The 16831-nt window shown below is 32.0% G+C and carries 22 protein-coding genes; 6 read left to right on the plus strand and 16 right to left on the minus strand.

The window, feature by feature from the left end:
• Positions 1-188 precede the first annotated feature (188 nt).
• Positions 189-392, plus strand: a complete 204-nt coding sequence (gene cspD / locus BAQ46_RS17075) for a cold-shock protein CspD (RefSeq protein ID WP_000176368.1) — start codon at positions 189-191, stop codon at positions 390-392.
• 86 nt (positions 393-478) lie between these two features.
• Positions 479-664: a cold-shock protein gene (locus tag BAQ46_RS17080; RefSeq protein ID WP_000286198.1), complete on the plus strand. Its 186-nt coding sequence runs from the start codon at positions 479-481 to the stop codon at positions 662-664.
• A gap of 38 nt (positions 665-702) precedes the next feature.
• Here BAQ46_RS17080 and BAQ46_RS17085 read toward each other — a convergent pair whose 3' ends face one another.
• Positions 703-1254: a GNAT family N-acetyltransferase gene (locus BAQ46_RS17085; protein WP_000885380.1), complete on the minus strand. Its 552-nt coding sequence runs from the start codon at positions 1252-1254 to the stop codon at positions 703-705.
• A 298-nt stretch (positions 1255-1552) separates the two neighbouring features.
• On the opposite strand from BAQ46_RS17085, the gene BAQ46_RS17090 reads away from it, so the two are divergent.
• Complete coding sequence (locus BAQ46_RS17090; RefSeq protein ID WP_000275268.1) at positions 1553-2101, plus strand: hypothetical protein; 549 nt, start codon at positions 1553-1555, stop codon at positions 2099-2101.
• A gap of 56 nt (positions 2102-2157) precedes the next feature.
• On the opposite strand, the gene BAQ46_RS17095 is transcribed toward BAQ46_RS17090, so the two are convergent.
• From BAQ46_RS17095 to BAQ46_RS17110, 5 genes are all read right to left on the minus strand, one after another.
• Positions 2158-3558 carry a protoporphyrinogen oxidase gene (locus BAQ46_RS17095; RefSeq protein ID WP_000860368.1) on the minus strand — a complete coding sequence of 467 codons (1401 nt, stop codon included), beginning with the start codon at positions 3556-3558 and terminating at the stop codon, positions 2158-2160.
• Positions 3559-3618: 60 nt separating this feature from the next.
• Complete coding sequence (locus tag BAQ46_RS17100; protein ID WP_000600658.1) at positions 3619-4347, minus strand: alpha/beta fold hydrolase; 729 nt, start codon at positions 4345-4347, stop codon at positions 3619-3621.
• Positions 4348-4461: 114 nt separating this feature from the next.
• On the minus strand, positions 4462-4611 hold the full coding sequence (locus BAQ46_RS17105) for an aspartyl-phosphate phosphatase Spo0E family protein (protein WP_000424361.1): 150 nt from the start codon (positions 4609-4611) through the stop codon (positions 4462-4464).
• Between the two features lie 168 nt (positions 4612-4779).
• On the minus strand, positions 4780-4935 hold the full coding sequence (locus BAQ46_RS30710; RefSeq protein ID WP_000428945.1) for a hypothetical protein: 156 nt from the start codon (positions 4933-4935) through the stop codon (positions 4780-4782).
• 33 nt (positions 4936-4968) lie between these two features.
• A complete protein-coding gene (locus BAQ46_RS17110) occupies positions 4969-5529 on the minus strand; it encodes a helix-turn-helix domain-containing protein (protein WP_000581024.1) in 561 nt (186 codons plus the stop codon).
• 170 nt (positions 5530-5699) lie between these two features.
• Here BAQ46_RS17110 and BAQ46_RS17115 point away from each other — a divergent pair, with 170 nt between their 5' ends.
• A complete protein-coding gene (locus BAQ46_RS17115) occupies positions 5700-6587 on the plus strand; it encodes a DMT family transporter (protein ID WP_000841792.1) in 888 nt (295 codons plus the stop codon).
• Positions 6588-6608: 21 nt separating this feature from the next.
• Here BAQ46_RS17115 and BAQ46_RS17120 read toward each other — a convergent pair whose 3' ends face one another.
• The 3 genes from BAQ46_RS17120 to catA all read right to left on the minus strand — a co-directional run bounded on the left by BAQ46_RS17120 (position 6609) and on the right by catA (position 9064).
• Positions 6609-7121 (minus strand): GNAT family N-acetyltransferase, encoded by a 513-nt coding sequence (locus BAQ46_RS17120; protein WP_000153560.1) that lies wholly within the window; start codon positions 7119-7121, stop codon positions 6609-6611.
• 150 nt (positions 7122-7271) lie between these two features.
• Positions 7272-8198, minus strand: coding sequence for a GNAT family N-acetyltransferase (locus BAQ46_RS17125; protein ID WP_000974857.1), 927 nt, complete (start codon positions 8196-8198; stop codon positions 7272-7274).
• Between the two features lie 215 nt (positions 8199-8413).
• Positions 8414-9064, minus strand: a complete 651-nt coding sequence (catA, locus tag BAQ46_RS17130; protein WP_071742213.1) for a type A chloramphenicol O-acetyltransferase — start codon at positions 9062-9064, stop codon at positions 8414-8416.
• 200 nt (positions 9065-9264) lie between these two features.
• Between catA and BAQ46_RS17135 the strand changes: the two genes are divergently transcribed.
• On the plus strand, positions 9265-9447 hold the full coding sequence (locus tag BAQ46_RS17135; RefSeq protein ID WP_001060594.1) for a DUF4021 family protein: 183 nt from the start codon (positions 9265-9267) through the stop codon (positions 9445-9447).
• A 43-nt stretch (positions 9448-9490) separates the two neighbouring features.
• On the opposite strand, the gene BAQ46_RS17140 is transcribed toward BAQ46_RS17135, so the two are convergent.
• Positions 9491-11722 (minus strand): MMPL family transporter, encoded by a 2232-nt coding sequence (locus BAQ46_RS17140; protein ID WP_071742214.1) that lies wholly within the window; start codon positions 11720-11722, stop codon positions 9491-9493.
• A 123-nt stretch (positions 11723-11845) separates the two neighbouring features.
• On the opposite strand from BAQ46_RS17140, the gene BAQ46_RS17145 reads away from it, so the two are divergent.
• On the plus strand, positions 11846-12463 hold the full coding sequence (locus BAQ46_RS17145; protein WP_000435998.1) for a TetR/AcrR family transcriptional regulator: 618 nt from the start codon (positions 11846-11848) through the stop codon (positions 12461-12463).
• Between the two features lie 141 nt (positions 12464-12604).
• Here BAQ46_RS17145 and BAQ46_RS17150 read toward each other — a convergent pair whose 3' ends face one another.
• The 6 genes from BAQ46_RS17150 to BAQ46_RS17175 all read right to left on the minus strand — a co-directional run bounded on the left by BAQ46_RS17150 (position 12605) and on the right by BAQ46_RS17175 (position 16638).
• Positions 12605-13258 (minus strand): MBL fold metallo-hydrolase, encoded by a 654-nt coding sequence (locus tag BAQ46_RS17150; RefSeq protein WP_071742215.1) that lies wholly within the window; start codon positions 13256-13258, stop codon positions 12605-12607.
• Positions 13259-13325: 67 nt separating this feature from the next.
• Complete coding sequence (locus BAQ46_RS17155; protein WP_000797951.1) at positions 13326-13733, minus strand: GNAT family N-acetyltransferase; 408 nt, start codon at positions 13731-13733, stop codon at positions 13326-13328.
• Positions 13734-14345: 612 nt separating this feature from the next.
• Positions 14346-14816, minus strand: coding sequence for a DMT family transporter (locus BAQ46_RS17160; protein ID WP_000579011.1), 471 nt, complete (start codon positions 14814-14816; stop codon positions 14346-14348).
• Positions 14817-14832: 16 nt separating this feature from the next.
• Positions 14833-15528: a Crp/Fnr family transcriptional regulator gene (locus tag BAQ46_RS17165; protein ID WP_071742216.1), complete on the minus strand. Its 696-nt coding sequence runs from the start codon at positions 15526-15528 to the stop codon at positions 14833-14835.
• A gap of 18 nt (positions 15529-15546) precedes the next feature.
• The gene (locus BAQ46_RS17170; protein WP_000676414.1) at positions 15547-15972 is read right to left on the minus strand and encodes a DMT family transporter; all 426 of its coding nucleotides are present in this window, start codon (positions 15970-15972) and stop codon (positions 15547-15549) included.
• A 180-nt stretch (positions 15973-16152) separates the two neighbouring features.
• Positions 16153-16638: a DUF2798 domain-containing protein gene (locus tag BAQ46_RS17175; protein WP_046197441.1), complete on the minus strand. Its 486-nt coding sequence runs from the start codon at positions 16636-16638 to the stop codon at positions 16153-16155.
• Positions 16639-16831 lie beyond the last annotated feature (193 nt).

A 16831-nucleotide genomic window follows, 5' to 3' on the forward strand; every position in this document is an offset into this window, starting at 1 on the left:
TTTCCCACCATTTGTTGTAAGATAGTAATTAAGGTCAATTTAACAGTATATTTTCTTTGCATATTATCAAGTATCAATCAGGAACATTTTATATTCCTTATGGGTTTTTGATAATATGTGAAATTTTATTTTTCATTCAAATAAGGCCGAACATATTGTAATCTTTTTAATTTTTAGGAGGCATTACCATGACATTAACAGGTAAAGTAAAATGGTTTAACAGCGAAAAAGGTTTCGGTTTCATCGAAGTTGAAGGTGGCAACGACGTATTCGTTCACTTCTCAGCTATCACTGGCGACGGCTTCAAATCTCTTGACGAAGGTCAAGAAGTTAGCTTCGAAGTTGAAGACGGTAACCGTGGACCTCAAGCTAAAAACGTTGTAAAGCTATAATTCAAACAATAAAAAGGTTGTTACCAGCACGGTTAACAACCTTTTTAATATATAACTAAAATTTTTTACATAAAAGGAGTGGTTACATGTATCGCAATCGAAAGAACGATGTAGCAGAAGTACCACCAGAACAAACCCCTGTCTGGGAATGTGAAGCAGAGGATTGTTTAGGATGGATGAGAAAGAACTTTTCATTTGAAGAAGAGCCTAAATGCCCTTTATGTAAAAGTAGCATGAAAAGCGGAGAACGTTTATTACCTAAGTTAGGTTAATTTTTACTTAACCCCTCTTATTTAAGAGGGGTTTTTTATTATAAATTTAAATCTTCAACATCCGTTCGAACTATAGAATACAATAATGCATCATGTTGCTTATTTCCTTGATGAATATATCCACGTAATAATCCTTCTTTATGAAAACCTATTTTACATAACATTTTACAAGAAGTAACATTTTCAGGGTATGTAATAGCACCAATTCTAAATAAGCCTAAATCTTGAAATCCATAACGAATAATTTCCCTGGCTGCTTCTGACGCATAACCATTCCCCCAATAACGAGGATGTAAGTCATATCCAATTTCAGATCGTTTACTCCATAATTGTAAATTATTTAATCCAATTGTACCTATTAAAGTATTTGTTTCTTTTAATACAATCCCCCATCGTATTGCCTTTTTCTCAAAGTAATTTTTTGAAAAAGATTCAATCATACGTGAAGCTTGTCCAAATTCTGTAAAAGAATTCATACCGTAATAACACGTTACCTCATCCAATGAAAAGATTTCATATATTTTTTGACAATAAGATTGTTCTATTTCAACTAAACGCAAACGTTCTGTTTCTAATATAGGAAATGCCATAGGATCACTCCTTTCTTTCTACTTATTCATTATAGCAGAAAACATATTTATAATTAGGAAAGTCCTCAATGTCCCATTAATCAAATATTTCAAGAGTAGCCTACCCTCTTAATTCAATACGAACTAAGAGTAACCCTTCTTGCATTTACATGATGCGAAAAATAAAGAGATGATCATAGTACATTGATCATCTCTTTATTCCATACTCACTTTTCCCTTCTAAAACAACACCCTACCCCATACATTTATGGTAAAATATAGTCAATACATTATTTTATTGTGGAGGTGTAAATTTCCTTTGTATATATTCATCAGCTTATCCCTCTTACTCATATTACTCATATTTTTATTCGCAAAAAAGTTCACTCCAAACTCATTCATGATGACTAGTTTTAAAGGCAATAGCTTTAAGACATTTTCAATCAGCATTTTAATCGCCGCTACTCTTTCTCTTTCATATGGAATCTATCACGCAGCAACATATCAACCTAAACATTTAGATATCACATTACAAAATCAAAACTTTACTGTTTTCGGTAACGTTGGAGAGCTTGGATATTTCTCAGAAGAATTATTAAAAAAAGATACAGAAGTTAAGCTACATTTTGCCTCTTGGAAACCAATGCAATTAAATAATCCAGAAATAATAGTAAACTATCCTTCAGGTAAACAGGAAACATGGAAACCGAACATAACATTACTTCCTGCCAATAAATTAAAAGAGAAACATGGTATAAAAGAGCTTTATCAACTCTCATCATATTCATTTAAAGAATCCGGTAATATAACATTAACGATTACTGAGAATCATACAACGAATAAAAAGATCTCAATTCAAGTAAAATAAATAAAATGTCCCTCCGTTATATTGGAGGGACATTTTATTTATATATGTATGCTATATTAATTTGTCGGTTCATTTAATGTTGCAATTATCTTATTTGCAGTGTTCTTTCCATTTCCAATACACGCACCAATACCGACACCGTAATATGAGGCACCTGCTAAGTATACATTAGGATATAGATCCGTCATTTTTTCTTGTAATGTTTGAACTGCTTGATTATGTTCTAAATGATATTTCGGCATTAAATCTTTCCATTTTGTCACTTCAACTACTTCTGGTTCACCTTTAATTCCGAGACTCTTTTCAATATCATATAAAGCGACTCGTACTAGTTCTTCTTCATTATAATTTTTAATCGTTTCATATACCGGATTCGTACTCTTATAAAACATTCTCACTAATAGCTTTTGGTTTCCAGATGTATGTTTCCACTTCCGGCTTGTCCATGTACAAGCATCACAATGTAAATCACTGTTTTCTGTTACGATAAATCCTGTGCCGTCCGCTGGTAATTGTTCATCTAGTATGTCAAATCCTAAGTAAATACTTATAAGTGATGAATTTTTAAATGTATGAAACTGCTCGTTTAACTCATTAGACTGTAATAAACTTTCTGCGATATCATGCGGAGTCGCTAAAACAACATAATCAGCTTGGATTGATTCGTGATTTGCAAAGGAGACTTCATAGCGATTACCTTGTTTACTTACAGCTGTCGTTACAACACCCTTCTTAACAACCGTCTCAGTCAGCACTTCTTCTAAACGATCAATAATCGTAGATAATCCACCTTTAAATGATACGAACTTTTTGTTTCCTGCTGATTGAAACTGCTTTTTATTCTCTTCAAAACCTTTAATAATACTTCCATATTTATTTTTATAATCCAGTAAATACGGTAGTGTAGACGCCATAGTAAGCTCATTCAATTTACCAGAATATACACCTGAAAGCACCGGAGCAATTTGTCTTTCTACTAACTCTTTTCCTAAAAAGCTTTCTAAAAATACAGCAAGAGAAGTATCTTTTGTAAACTCTTTATTTTTCGTTATGAAATCTTTTAAAGCAACAATTTTCCCCTTCGTTGATACTAGCGTACTGCTAAACAACGATCGGGCACTCATCGGTATCCCAAATATAGTGTCAGAAGGAATTGGATGTAAAATATTATCAGAATATATGTAAGAAATACCCGTTTCATTATATACCATTTCTTCTTCTAAATTTAAATCTTTTATAAGCGGCATGACATGTTCATTACGAGCAACGATAGAATCTGCTCCGGATTCCATAATAAAATCCTTTTCTTCTACACTATGGATTTTCCCACCTAAGTACTCTTCTTTTTCTACAAGGATTAAATTTAAATCTATATTATAATCCTTTTTTAATTTTTCTAAATAAAACATAGTAGAAAGTCCCGTTATACCTCCACCGATGACAACAACTGTTTTCATATGTATTGCGCTCCTAACCGATACAATTAATAATTCCTTTATTATTATACCCAAAAGTCCTTATATTCGACTAGCAACTTGCGCATTCTGTAAGAAATTAGACAATATATCCGAATAAATTTTTGGTTGATCATTATGTACTAAATGACCGGCAAACGGAATAACGGCAATATGAATATTTCCGTTTAATTGTTTGAACGTTGTAACAGCTGTAACTTCATCTTCTGAATCTCCCCCAGCAATACAGAGTGTAGGTATTTGAAGATTCGCTACATCACCAGTTTCATCGAAAGGATACCAATCTTTAACTTGCCACGATTCAAGCAATGCTTTCCAATCACTTTTTTCATGAATTTGATTCATATACGTTATAACTTCTTCATTTTTCATCAATTGCTCGTGACACTTCGCTTCATACTCCAGAGACTCTTCCCAATTATCCCTCTTAACCGGAAAGATTCCTGAAAAAGTTAATGTTCTCACTTTCTCTGGATACTTTTTTGCAAATAATAAAGCGATTAATCCCCCTAGTGAAACACCCGCTATATGACATCTATCAATTTGTAGATGCTCTAACGTATCATATAAATCCTTTGCAGAACGTAGGAAATAATTCTCCAATGTCCCCCCTGATTTTCCATGCCCTCTTAAATCAGGGCGAATGACTTGATAATTTTGTTCTCGAAAAAATGCTACCTGCTCTTCATATTCTACTAAACCTGTCATACCACCAGAATGTAAAAGTACGATTGGTTCCCCTTCTCCTGAAATGTACGTATGTAATATCATGTATCCGCCTCCTCTAAAACAGAATATTCCATCTATTATTAGTATATAGAATATACATCTGAATTTCCAAATAAAAAAGAACTATAACATTTTCACATCATGTCATAGTTCTTCCTATTTTAAAAACATAAAGTAATTAATCAGTTTGTCTATTTCTTGACTTAATGCCAATACTTTTTCATGTTGAATTCCGTAATCTGATACTAAATATAAAAGTTCTTCTTTCTTTATTTCAATTACTTTTTCCAATTTCACTAATTCCATGTCGTTTTACTTCTCTCTCCAATACTAAAATGTATGTATTTTAGTATAGCCTATTTACATAATTAGTAAAAGTAAAATACTCATGTAAAATCTTACATATTTTAAAATAATATACTAACAACAAATAAATTTATATTTTTGTACCTTAATACAGACCATTAGGCTTCATTACGTATTCATAACAAATCGGAATTTCTCTAAAGTTATATCTTTATATTTTGGAGCCCTCCTAATATGATCAAAGTAACTATATGAGAATTTAAAAACATGTCCAAAATCCCAATCAATTGACAAGCCACCTTTTAAAACAGTTTTATTTTCCATCTTTCTATCCCCCGTAAAAAAATCACTTTATACTCATCCTAAAGATGGCGTCAATACAAATAAAATATGATTGGATTCATCACTCTTATTCAAAAAACGATGTTTCACATTTGGCGGGATACGTACAACATCTCCTTCTTCTAAGAAGTACTCTTTGCCTTCTAACTCCACATAAACTTCTCCTTTCATAACAACAGCAATTTCTTCTTTATCTTCATGTGAATAGTGATTTTCCGTTGTATTTGCTTGTTTATTTAGGTCCATCATTAACATTTCAATACGCGCTTTCATAAAATCTGGTGTTAATACATCGTAAACTATGTGATCGCTATTTTCTCGATATACTTTCTTTCTATCTTTCTTCTTAGAAATGAGTGAATCTGTATCAATCTCATTAATAAATAGTGTAAATAGCGGTACATTTAACGCTTTCGCTATTAATTCCAATACACTTAACGAGGGATTCGCATGTCCTCGTTCAATTTGACTAATTAATGAAGTACTAATTCCTGCATAATCCGCAAATTCGCGAATTGTCATCTTATTTTTCTTACGATAACTTAATACAGTTTGTCCAAGCCTATCATGTATCATAGTAAATCCTTCCTTCGTCCATCATAATATATATTTCATCGCTTTTGTGTTGACTTACTAAACAAAGGCAAATAATCCTTTTCTATCGTCTCCGAGACTTATATACTTACCTTTGTACATTTTATCGTATTTAGTTCATTATAATAGACAATCTATCGGAGGGACAAACTTTGAAATCACCTATTCTTTCATATTGCATCTTATTTTTCGGTGTATTCGCCTTATCAACTTCAGCGATTTTTGTAAAATTGGCAGATGCTCCTGCAACTATCATTGCTTTTTATCGATTATTTTTCGCTGCATTAATTCTGTTGCCATTATTACTTTTTAATCGAAACAATCGAAACGAACTAAAAACAATAACAAGAAGACAATGGGGATTCGGATTCATTTCTGGGCTATTTTTAGCTGCACATTATGTACTATGGTTTGAATCGTTACAATATACTTCTGTAGCAAGCTCTACTGTTATCGTAACGTTACAACCTTTATTCTCAATGATTGGTGGTTATTTTTTATTCAAGGAAAGGTTTACGAGAGGCGCGATTATCGGTTGTCTCATTGCTATTTCAGGAAGTATCATCATTGGCTGGCAAGATTTCCAAATTAGCGTGGAAGCCTTATACGGAGATATTTTAGCATTTATTGCGGCAGGAATTATTACCGCATACTTTTTCATTAGCCAATATGTTCGTAAAGATTTGTCACTTATACCGTATTCGCTCATTAGTTATGGAAGTAGCGCCTGTTTTCTTGGTATATTTGCTTATATGAAACACGAATCTCTTATCCATTACTCTACACAAACTTGGCTATGCTTTATTGGTTTGGCGTTTATTGCTACGATTTTAGGGCAAACGATTTTTAATTGGTTATTAAAATGGATGAGTGCTACTGTAATCTCCATGAGCATTTTAGGAGAAACAATTGGGACTTGTATACTAGCGTACTTTATATTAAATGAGACTATTTCTTTACAACAAGGACTAGGCATTACAGTTATTTTTATTGGTCTTGCATTATTTTTATTACAACCAAATTCTAATAAAAAAGCATGACATTATACTGTCATGCTTTCACTATCCATTATGTACAATTAAACCATCAGGTCTAAAACGACTCATCATAATTTCATTAATAAACTTTCCGTGAGCTTTCAAATTTCCTATCTTTACTCCCTCTTCTACAAATCCGAATTTTTCATATAGAGTTTTCGCTTTAGGATTCGTTTCTAAAACACCTAGTTCTACTCTCTCTAACATTAACCAATTATCAGCCAAATCAAGCATTTTTGTAAGAAGAGCTTTTCCAATGCCTTTATTATGATATTCACTATCTACCCCGATAAACAAATCACCCGAATGAGATCTACGTCCAGGACTTTGGGTTAACCCAACAAATCCTACAACTTCCCCATCATACTCTGCGACAAATTCAAATTGATTTGGTGCTAAATTTCGAATTCTATTTTCCATCGCATCTACACGCATGCTAGGTAAGAAAATCATATAAGGTAAAACGTCATCTTGTATGCATATACGGTGAATCGCTCTGGCATCTTGTATTTCTACTGCTCTTACTTTGATCGTCATATTTTCTTCCCTCCATATTCTTAACAATACATATATTCATTCTAGCCTCCCGCATGAAACCCCTTCTCTCCTTTATTTCTTTATGTTATTTTTATATAATTATTTCAGCATAATATTAGCTTTACGAACAAACTTATCTACATTAACCGGTTAACTTTTTACTTTATTATATAACGCAAGCAGCTTTTCCATTGGAATACCATTTACTTTCATACCGGCTATATCACAATTTTCTATTTCCATATTTTTTAGATTACTACTACTTATCGTACTCCCTTCTAAATCACATCTATTAAATGAAATAGGATATTTATTTTCTCCAAGACTTGTATCTTTAAATTGAACTCCACCTAAAATCACCAAACTAAATTTACTGCCAGAAAGATTTAAATCTGCATATGAAGAACTTCTAAAATTAATATTTCTAAACTTGGATTGACTTACATTACAATTGCTCATATTCATATTCCTTATATTGCTGCCAACAAATGAACTATTTTTTAAATTTACTTGATAATACTCTGTATTTTCCAAGTTGCAGTTTTCGTATTGGCTATTTTTCATGTCTTCATTTTTAAATACACTTTCTTTGTTTGAGCTCGTCCCTATTCTTTTCACGTAACAATACTCATCTTCTGATTCAAAAATTGTTTGGTAACCCATCTTTTTATAAAAATGGTGATTATTAATTTGTCTACTCGATGTTTCGAGATCCCAAATCCTTATGCTTGGATATTCCGCTTCTATTAATTTAATAACATTTGATCCAATTCCTTTCCCTTGATAAACAGGCTCTACAAAAATACGATCAATCCGGCCATATGACTTACCTGAGATCGTAACTATAATTCCCCCGATTATTTTTTCATCCATTATTACTTTATAAGAATCCAATTCTTCGATTGAATATCTCATCATTTCTACTGAAGAATACCCTGGTGGTTGGATGTTATAGTCAATAACATCACCTTGACCACATAACCATCGTTCTGCTTCTTCATCAAATGTTCTTGTCATTATTTCTGTTAATTTTTCAGCATCTAAAATTGTAGCTTTTTCTATAGATATTATTGCCATTTTTGTTTTCCCCTTTATTATTACAAGATAATATTTTTGTAAACAATACAGTTATAAAATAAAGAAAATTAAAATTAATCACTCTACTTATTATTAAACTACAAATCAACCTATATTTTCCACTGTTCTTTAGATGAATAAAAAAGAGACCATGCAATATAAACATGATCTCTTCTATTATTTATTTTCACTTGTATATAATTTAAAATTAGTTTTTATTTCAGCCACTCGTTACAACTATTACTTAACTCCTGTAAATCCTCTATAAATCGACTTGCATGATATCCATCACAAACCGAATGATGTACTTGCAATGAAACTGGTAGCATAACCTTATTTTTTTCATTAAAATATTTCCCACAAGTTATAATAGGTAATAGATAATCAGCATCATTACTAATATTAAGATTAAATCCAGTAAAACTAGTCCAAGGTATGCTAGAAATCGGAAATACATTAGGCGGAGTATTTTCTTTCGTGAAAAGACCATGGACACTAGCATAGTATCTCATATCGTCTTCATAATTTTTATAGAAAGTTCGGAAATCACTTGAATAATCCGTCCATATACTTGAATAAGACTTATCATCTTTATGAAAGATTGTATAACTCGGGATCATTTCCTCCCAATAGCCTAAAGCTCCTTCATCATTAAAAGATGTTCGAAATTCTTTATGATTATTTACTACTTTAGAAATTAAATATATAAAAACGGGATAAAATTTTACTCCCTTTTGATATACTTCCTCTAATAACATCGTGATATCAACATTAACAGTCATACTAAATGTACATTTCAACTTTAAATAATGCTCAAAATACTGCTCTCTATTCCAATTTTCTCTATCAATTACATGAAACTTCATTTTAATAGCCTCCTAAAATTTTCTTTTTATTTTAGGAGGCTAATTTCCTTGCTTTCACCATAATTGTTCACTCCTAACAGTTTACATTTCACCCTAATTGTTTATTTAATTATATTACATCTATAAGAATCAATTCACATATTTCTGGAAATCCATCCACATACTATAAATAAATCAAATAAAATTTGGAGGATTCATACATGAATAACAAAAATATAAATAAAAAAGAAAATGTTATCGAAAACGCTACACCTATTCAAAATAATAATACTGCCAATCTTACTATCGAAGAACAAGCAATGAACGGCTTATATGGAATGCCAGAAACCGATATTGAAGATGCTGATCATGCTGCATCTGATGATTTGACTTCAAAAAATTAATTACATTGAAAAAAGCCAAGGAAAATATCCTTGGCTTTTTCAACTACGCATCCACTTTTTGTATCTCTTCACTCTTCCTTGAAAGTTTTCCTGGCCAAAAAGCAAAGCGACCTAAAACGACTGTGATTGCCGGTACAAGTAGTGGTCTTACAATAAACGTATCTAGTAATACACCAATTGCTGTTACAATACCAAATTGAACGAGCACTTGAATTGGAAGTGTTCCTAATACAGCAAAAGTTCCAGCTAAAATTAAACCTGCAGATGTAATGACACTACCGGTTTGTATAACGCCATTTTTTACTGCATCCAAATGATTTTGTGTCTTTCTGTTTTTCCATATTTCTGAAACCATAAAGATATTATAATCTTCACCTAAAGCAACTAAAAATACGAATGCATATAACGGTATTGCGCCTTGAATGGCTGGTGCTCCCATACCGAAGTGAAGTAATATCCATCCTGCTCCTAATGCAGAGAAAAATGATAAAACAACAGTTACAATTAAATAAATCATCGCGACAATTGATCGTAAGTAAACAAGTAATAATAAAGCTATAATACTAATCATTACTGGAATAATAACCGCTTCATCACGTTCTGTAATTTGCTTTGTATCATATAATGAAGCCGTTTCTCCGCCAATCCATAGTCGATCTTCTGCATTACTAACCCCAGCATCTTTTAATACTTTTTCTACACGAGTTTTCAATTTAGGGATTTGATCTAATGCTTCAATTGAGTATGGATTTTCAGCTAAAGAAATCTCATACATTTTAATTTGCTTATTTTCTTTCCCCTCTTTTGGTTCTTTCACTGTTTTTACGAAAGAGAATTTTTCTAGTTCTTGTTTAATAGGAAGCTCTTTTCCTTTCGTATCAACAACAACTTTTGCTGGCGCTAGTTCACCAGCTGAAAAATGATCACTAATTAACGTAAACCCTTCGCGTGAAGGCATATCCTTTGGAAATGATTCTAATAGGTCATATGTGTATTGAATACGTGGTACAAATGAAGCCAATCCACCTAGTACAAATACAGTAAGCATAATGATTGTCCACGGTCTTCGTACTACTACATCTCCAAGTTTTTTACTAAAGGCACCTTTTGATTTTTTAACTTTTACTACTTTCTTTTTCCTTCTTGCTAATTCCTCATTCATCGAAGTTGTTCTCGGTACAAACGGGAAGAATGCAGCTCTACCGAAAATTAATAATAACGCTGGTAAAATTGTTAAAGCAGCGATTCCCATAATAAATACAGCAACACTAAATGGTACTGCAAATCGATGGAAGGCACCATAATGAGCAAGCAATAATGTTCCTAATCCAAGTACAACAGTTAACGCACTCATTATTATTGCACCACCAGAAGCTTTAATTGCAAGTTGCAGCGCCTTATATTTGCTTTCTTCTTCTAACAAGTACTCCCGATATCTCGAAATTAAAAATAAGCAATAGTCCGTTCCAGCACCAAACAATAGCACTGTCATGATTGATATCGCTTGGGCATCGACTTTAATCCATCCGTAATCAGCTAAAAAACCAAGTGTAGGACTAATAATACCGTATGCAAAGCCAACAACAAGTAAAGGTAAAATCGCTAATATTGGTGAGCGGTACAATAAGATTAATAAAACCAATACAAGTAATACAGTAGCAACTAACAATTTCACATCTGCTTGACTAAATAAGCTAACTGCATCCGTTTGAATGCCTACAGGTCCAGATAATCGAACATGTAAACCAGCGTCACTAATTTTTCGTTTGAATGGATCTTCATCGACTTTACTATTCACTATGTTTCTTAAATCTTCAAGATTTCCTTTTAATATATCTGTTCCAGCCGACTTGTTAAAAAATACCGGTGTAACAAATGATGTACCGTCTTTTGAAGCACTTTTTGATAATACTTGTTCCGGGATTGTATCAAATGGTGGTAACGTTGATTGTTCCTTTAAAGGACTAGCTTTTAACTCTTTATAAACGTCTTGTATGAGTTTATAATCTTGTGACTGTAATCCACCATCTCTATACCATACTACTAACAACGGATTCCCCGCATTATTCGGAAACTCTTTTTTCATAAGTGCTTCCGCTTGCTGCGACATAGCTGTTTCGGGTAAATTTTTCGGGTTCGGTTCTTTCGTACTATTTACTTGTGGTAACGTAAATGAAAGTAATAATGTAATAAGAATCCATACCGATAAAGTGATCCATTGCGTATTTTTACCTGCTACAAGCCTCCCTAACATATGTAACGGGTGCTTTTTCATAAAAAAACCCACCTTCCTTTTTTCCTCCACTATTAATTATATATACTGGTCGGTTAATTAATCAAGAATGAATAAAAATTATGTTATAATTATCTAAACAATACATGTCAGGAGCGAATGGATTTGGAACAAAAACAACGCCCTCTTGGAAGGCCTCGTCAAAATAAAAATACAAAATCTACAAAAGCAACCATTTTAGAAGTTGCAACTCGGTTATTTCTTACTCAAAATTATCAAGTCGTTTCTATGGAGGAAGTAGCAAAAGTTTGTGGTGTTACGAAAGCAACCGTCTACTATTACTATTCAACAAAAGCAGATTTATTTACCGCTACTATGATTCAAATGATGGTACGTATACGTGAGAATATGTCGCAAATACTCTCTACAAACAATACTTTAGAAGAGAGATTATTAAACTTTGCTAAAGTTTACTTACATGCCACAATGGATATCGATATGAAAAACTTTATGAAAGATGCAAAACTGTCGTTATCTGAAGAACAATTGAAGGAATTAAAAAAAGCTGAAGATAGCATGTATGAAGTGTTAGAAAAAGCACTCGCTAAAGCGATGCAATTTGGAGAAATCCAAAAAGGAAACCCTAAATTTGCCGCTCATGCATTCGTATCTTTATTATCAATTGGGAATTTTAAAGATGAAAATGACAATCCTATTCTTACAAATATAGATGAATTAGCACAAGAAATCGTTTCTTTTTATTGGAACGGATTAGGACGTTAAAATTACATGGGTTTCCTTTAATAAAAAAGCATGTTTGTATTTCTTCAAACATGCTTTTTTATCATTTAAGTGTTTTATTTATATACCAACAATTAGACTACACTTTAGCATCCATTATTAAAAAATTATTATCTTCGACTTTTACAAATTTTGAAGTTGAATCTTTATATTCCCCTTACTTAATCCCCCGTGGTAACAAACTACAGATTCAATATCTAGATTTAAATACTTCTTCAAAGACTGCCATGCTTCCATAATATTTAAAGTTGTTGGAGCATGAACTCCTCCTAACACTCCATTCACACTATACATCGAGTCTCCAGCGACAAGAATTTTGCTTCGTTTCAAATATAAACTAATATGCCCCGGAGTATGCCCTGGAGTATGGAGAATTCGTATTCCACCGCAATACGGAAGTTCTTGCCCGTCAATCACAGTGTCACTCACTTTTCCTTTTGGTGGATTCTCTACATGTACATCTTTCAATAAAGGTAAATCTCCCTCAATATATGGCTTATCTAACTCGTGCGCATATACTTTAATATCGCTTACACCATTCTCAAATACATCAGGAAGGCTACCTATATGATCTATATCCTGGTGTGTCAAAATCACAACTTTTAGCTTATCAACAGATACCCCAACTCTCTCCATCTCTACTTGTATATCTTCGAATTGTCCAGGAAAACCAGTATCTATTAAAACTGCCATTTCATCATTCCATAAAAGAATTGGGTGAATGATAAATTCTTGAAATTTAAGTTGTAACATTTCTACCCCTTTAGCAATCTCCATACAGCAATTCTCCTTTATAACTGAAGTTTGAAAATATGTACGAGTAAACTGAAAATATAAAGCACCGCTATCTCATAATATGTTTTGTCATCCCAATAGAGAATGCTTCAAACCCTATAGATTCATAATAAGATTGCAATTTTCCCACACACATAAGTTGCGGAATAACCTTGTTTTGTTCGCAGTGATGGATTAATCGTTTCACTATGTCTTTTCCAATACCAATATACTGATACTCCGGCATTACACATACACCGCAAATAACACCTGTTATTACACCATCTGATATAACACGCCCCATACCAATTAATTGTTGCTCTTTAAATGCGTATATTGCATACCAACTTTGTTTACACATTTGTTCTAATTCATTCACTGTTAATTTAAGAGAATTCCATCCTAAAGATTCATATAAAGCTAATAATTCATTAAATTTTGTAGGATGTTCACTTGTGTAGTGTATACTATTTTTCATGTAAATACTCCCTATTCTATAGTTTGTTAATGTTTCATAAAATTCCCCTTATGAAAATTGCGATTGACGTGAAAATAACTAGAACAAACTTCAATAAGAAAGATAGAATTCCTTCTCAACATAAAATAAAAAGAAGTTATCTCACTTGAGATAACTTCTTTTATGTAAGACTCTCATTATATTATCAACCAAAAAATATACAACTGCATACGATTAGCACAAACAAAACTAATAAACCATTTGAGAAATAACCCATTGAATACTACCCCTTTATTAAATTATGTAAAAGATTTTATCATAAAATGATTTACAACTTAATAACTGAAAAAGACATTGTATTCATTAGTTATATATGTTTAGTAATATTTTATTTTCGGTCATATTCTTCTTAACTTAAACCACTTCTCATCCCCTTATACTTAAGTTCAGATAACCTCAGAACAATACATAAGAAGACCTCAACTTATTGACATCTTCTTTTCAACTACACTAATAGCTAATTCACGTTTTTTTATCGAATATATATAAACCCTTCACTAACAGAGACATATATGAAATGCCTTCCCCACTACATAAACATCTATAATCTGATTATTAACATCCTTATAACCTTTAAATCTCATCCTCAGTTATTCTAATAGCTCTCTTATTCGAAAAGATATTTTTAAAAATTCCTACTCCAAAAATTAATAAGCCTATACCAACTAACTTATTTATTTGTAATGGGACGATCTCCATTCCGAACAATCCAAATGTATCAATGGATAATGCAACGACCAATTGAGTAATAAGACTAATTAGCACCGTATATGCTGGACCTAAGCTCTTTATTGCACCCATTATACAAATAATTAACCCGATGCCAAACAGTCCACTTACATAAAACAAATAATTTGTAGTATACACTTTAATGTTAATACTGTTTTCTGTAATGATATAAAATAGAATAGAGCTAATGAGACCTATTCCAAGGACACATGTAGTCGTTAACCACTGTCCTACATTTTCATTTACTTTTGCATTAAAAACAGATTGTAAGCTAATTAATATTCCTGCTAATATAGCTAAACTAAATCCAATCAAAATCTTCCTCTCCCCTTCATTGCTCATATATATTATCTTTAGCGACTTCCTTCATTCGAGAAAAATCTTTAATTACAATAACTCCATTACTCTTTTCAATTAATTTTTCATTATAAAATTTTTGTAATACCCGTATTACGTGCCTATAACTTCCCCCTATAAAATCCGCGATACTCGTTACCGAAGTTGCATCCAAATCCCCTTTATACATATTCCCGTTACTATCTGTTGAAATTGAAAGTAAATAACTAGCTACACGTACTTCTACAGGATAAAGTAAATTAAGAGCAGTAAAACGAGTCGATATTTTTAATGTGTTCGCAATGTTTTCAAGCAAGAACTTCATAAATATAGGATCATGTAATAACTTGTTTCTAATAACCGTATTAGAAATAGAGATTGCTACAACATCTGAACAAGCTTCAACGACATTATGTGCTTTGCTATTTTGAATTAATTCAATATCACCAACAATGGCCAATGGATTGATAAAGCGAAGAATTAGTTTCTTCCCTTCAAGTGTAATCGTATAAACTTTTACTTTACCTTTAACAACAAAATATAAACGATGCATTTCGTCATCTATATTGCAAATAAGCTCGCCTTTTTCAAAGTGATTTAATTGAAAATATGCTGTATCTATTTCTGAAAAAATCTCGAGCGTTTTATTGGTTTTCAAATAATGCGTAATTAAACCTGATCTATCCTCCATATTCATTTCCCCTTTCATTTACATATTAAATACAACAATACCTATAATCATTACTATTGTTCCCACAATATGATATCTCTCCATCTGTATCTTTTTTATATGAAACAGTCCTTTCATTTCAATAACTGTTGCCGTTAACAATTGAGCAACCATTAGTGTGCCGGCTGTCAATGTAACTCCTAATGCATATATCGCCATAGTTTCTGCACAAATAATGAATCCACCAAATGCACCCGCTGCTAAATATACTTTTTTCACACTCTTTAAATCTGTTACTTTCTCTTCTTTCTTTAACAAAAATACAGTTGTTGCAATAATGAATCCAATTAAATGCGTAATAATACTTGTCGACCATATACCAATATGTGAACTAAGTTTCGCATTAAATGTGCCTTGAAGTGTAATAAATATGCCAGCAAATACAGCAAATACAATGCCTTTCAAAAAATCATCTCCTCATCTTTTATTTCTGACTTAATTAAAAGCTATAATCCTATATAAACAAAAGGACAAATGTCACATCAGTATGAAAATAACTGCGAATGACCATAAAAAAACACACCTCAAAATAATTGAGATGCGTTTTTATATTTTTATTACTATATATAATTTTAATAATTATAATTACGCTACATTAACAGGTTTATTCTTCAAAACAAACTTTCCAAATAAGAAACGCACAAGCGGCCCCATAATAATTAATTGTAATGGATACGCCATAATGAAGTTTTTAATAAAAATCGAGAAATACATTGAAACAAAAGATTCACCATGTAATCCATTATGAAAATACATCATTGCCATTCCATAAAACGACATGAAGAAAACCATTCCAATAACCATAGCTGTCGCCATCGCAATAATAATATTTACTTTTTTCGATTTATCAAATGGCAACATGAATACAATTTTTTTCGCACTAGGTCCAACGATACATATTTCAATTAATAGCGCAATAATAAATCCAATTAGTAGTTCTAATGCGATCTCCTTAATATGAATTGGCCCTCCTGATCCATTCGTTAGTAAATTGTAAAACGTCATTACGATAACCATCCCAAGGCACATCATCATACCAAATTGGAGGTTTTCCTTTCTTGTTGTTGGCAAAATTCATCATCCTTTCTCTTTGAGTCTTTGTCATTATATCGATATTGGAAACCTCTTCGTAAGTGAACATTTTGTGAACAAATTTAAAACGTTTTCATATATTTTCTTTGCTTTCAACTCAAATTCTCACTTTTACTTATAAAGGTTTTATATATTTCAATGTTGAATTACTAAATTGAAACATTACTACTAG

Source organism: Bacillus paranthracis, from assembly GCF_001883995.1.
Taxonomy (GTDB): Bacteria; Bacillota; Bacilli; order Bacillales; family Bacillaceae_G; genus Bacillus_A; species Bacillus_A paranthracis.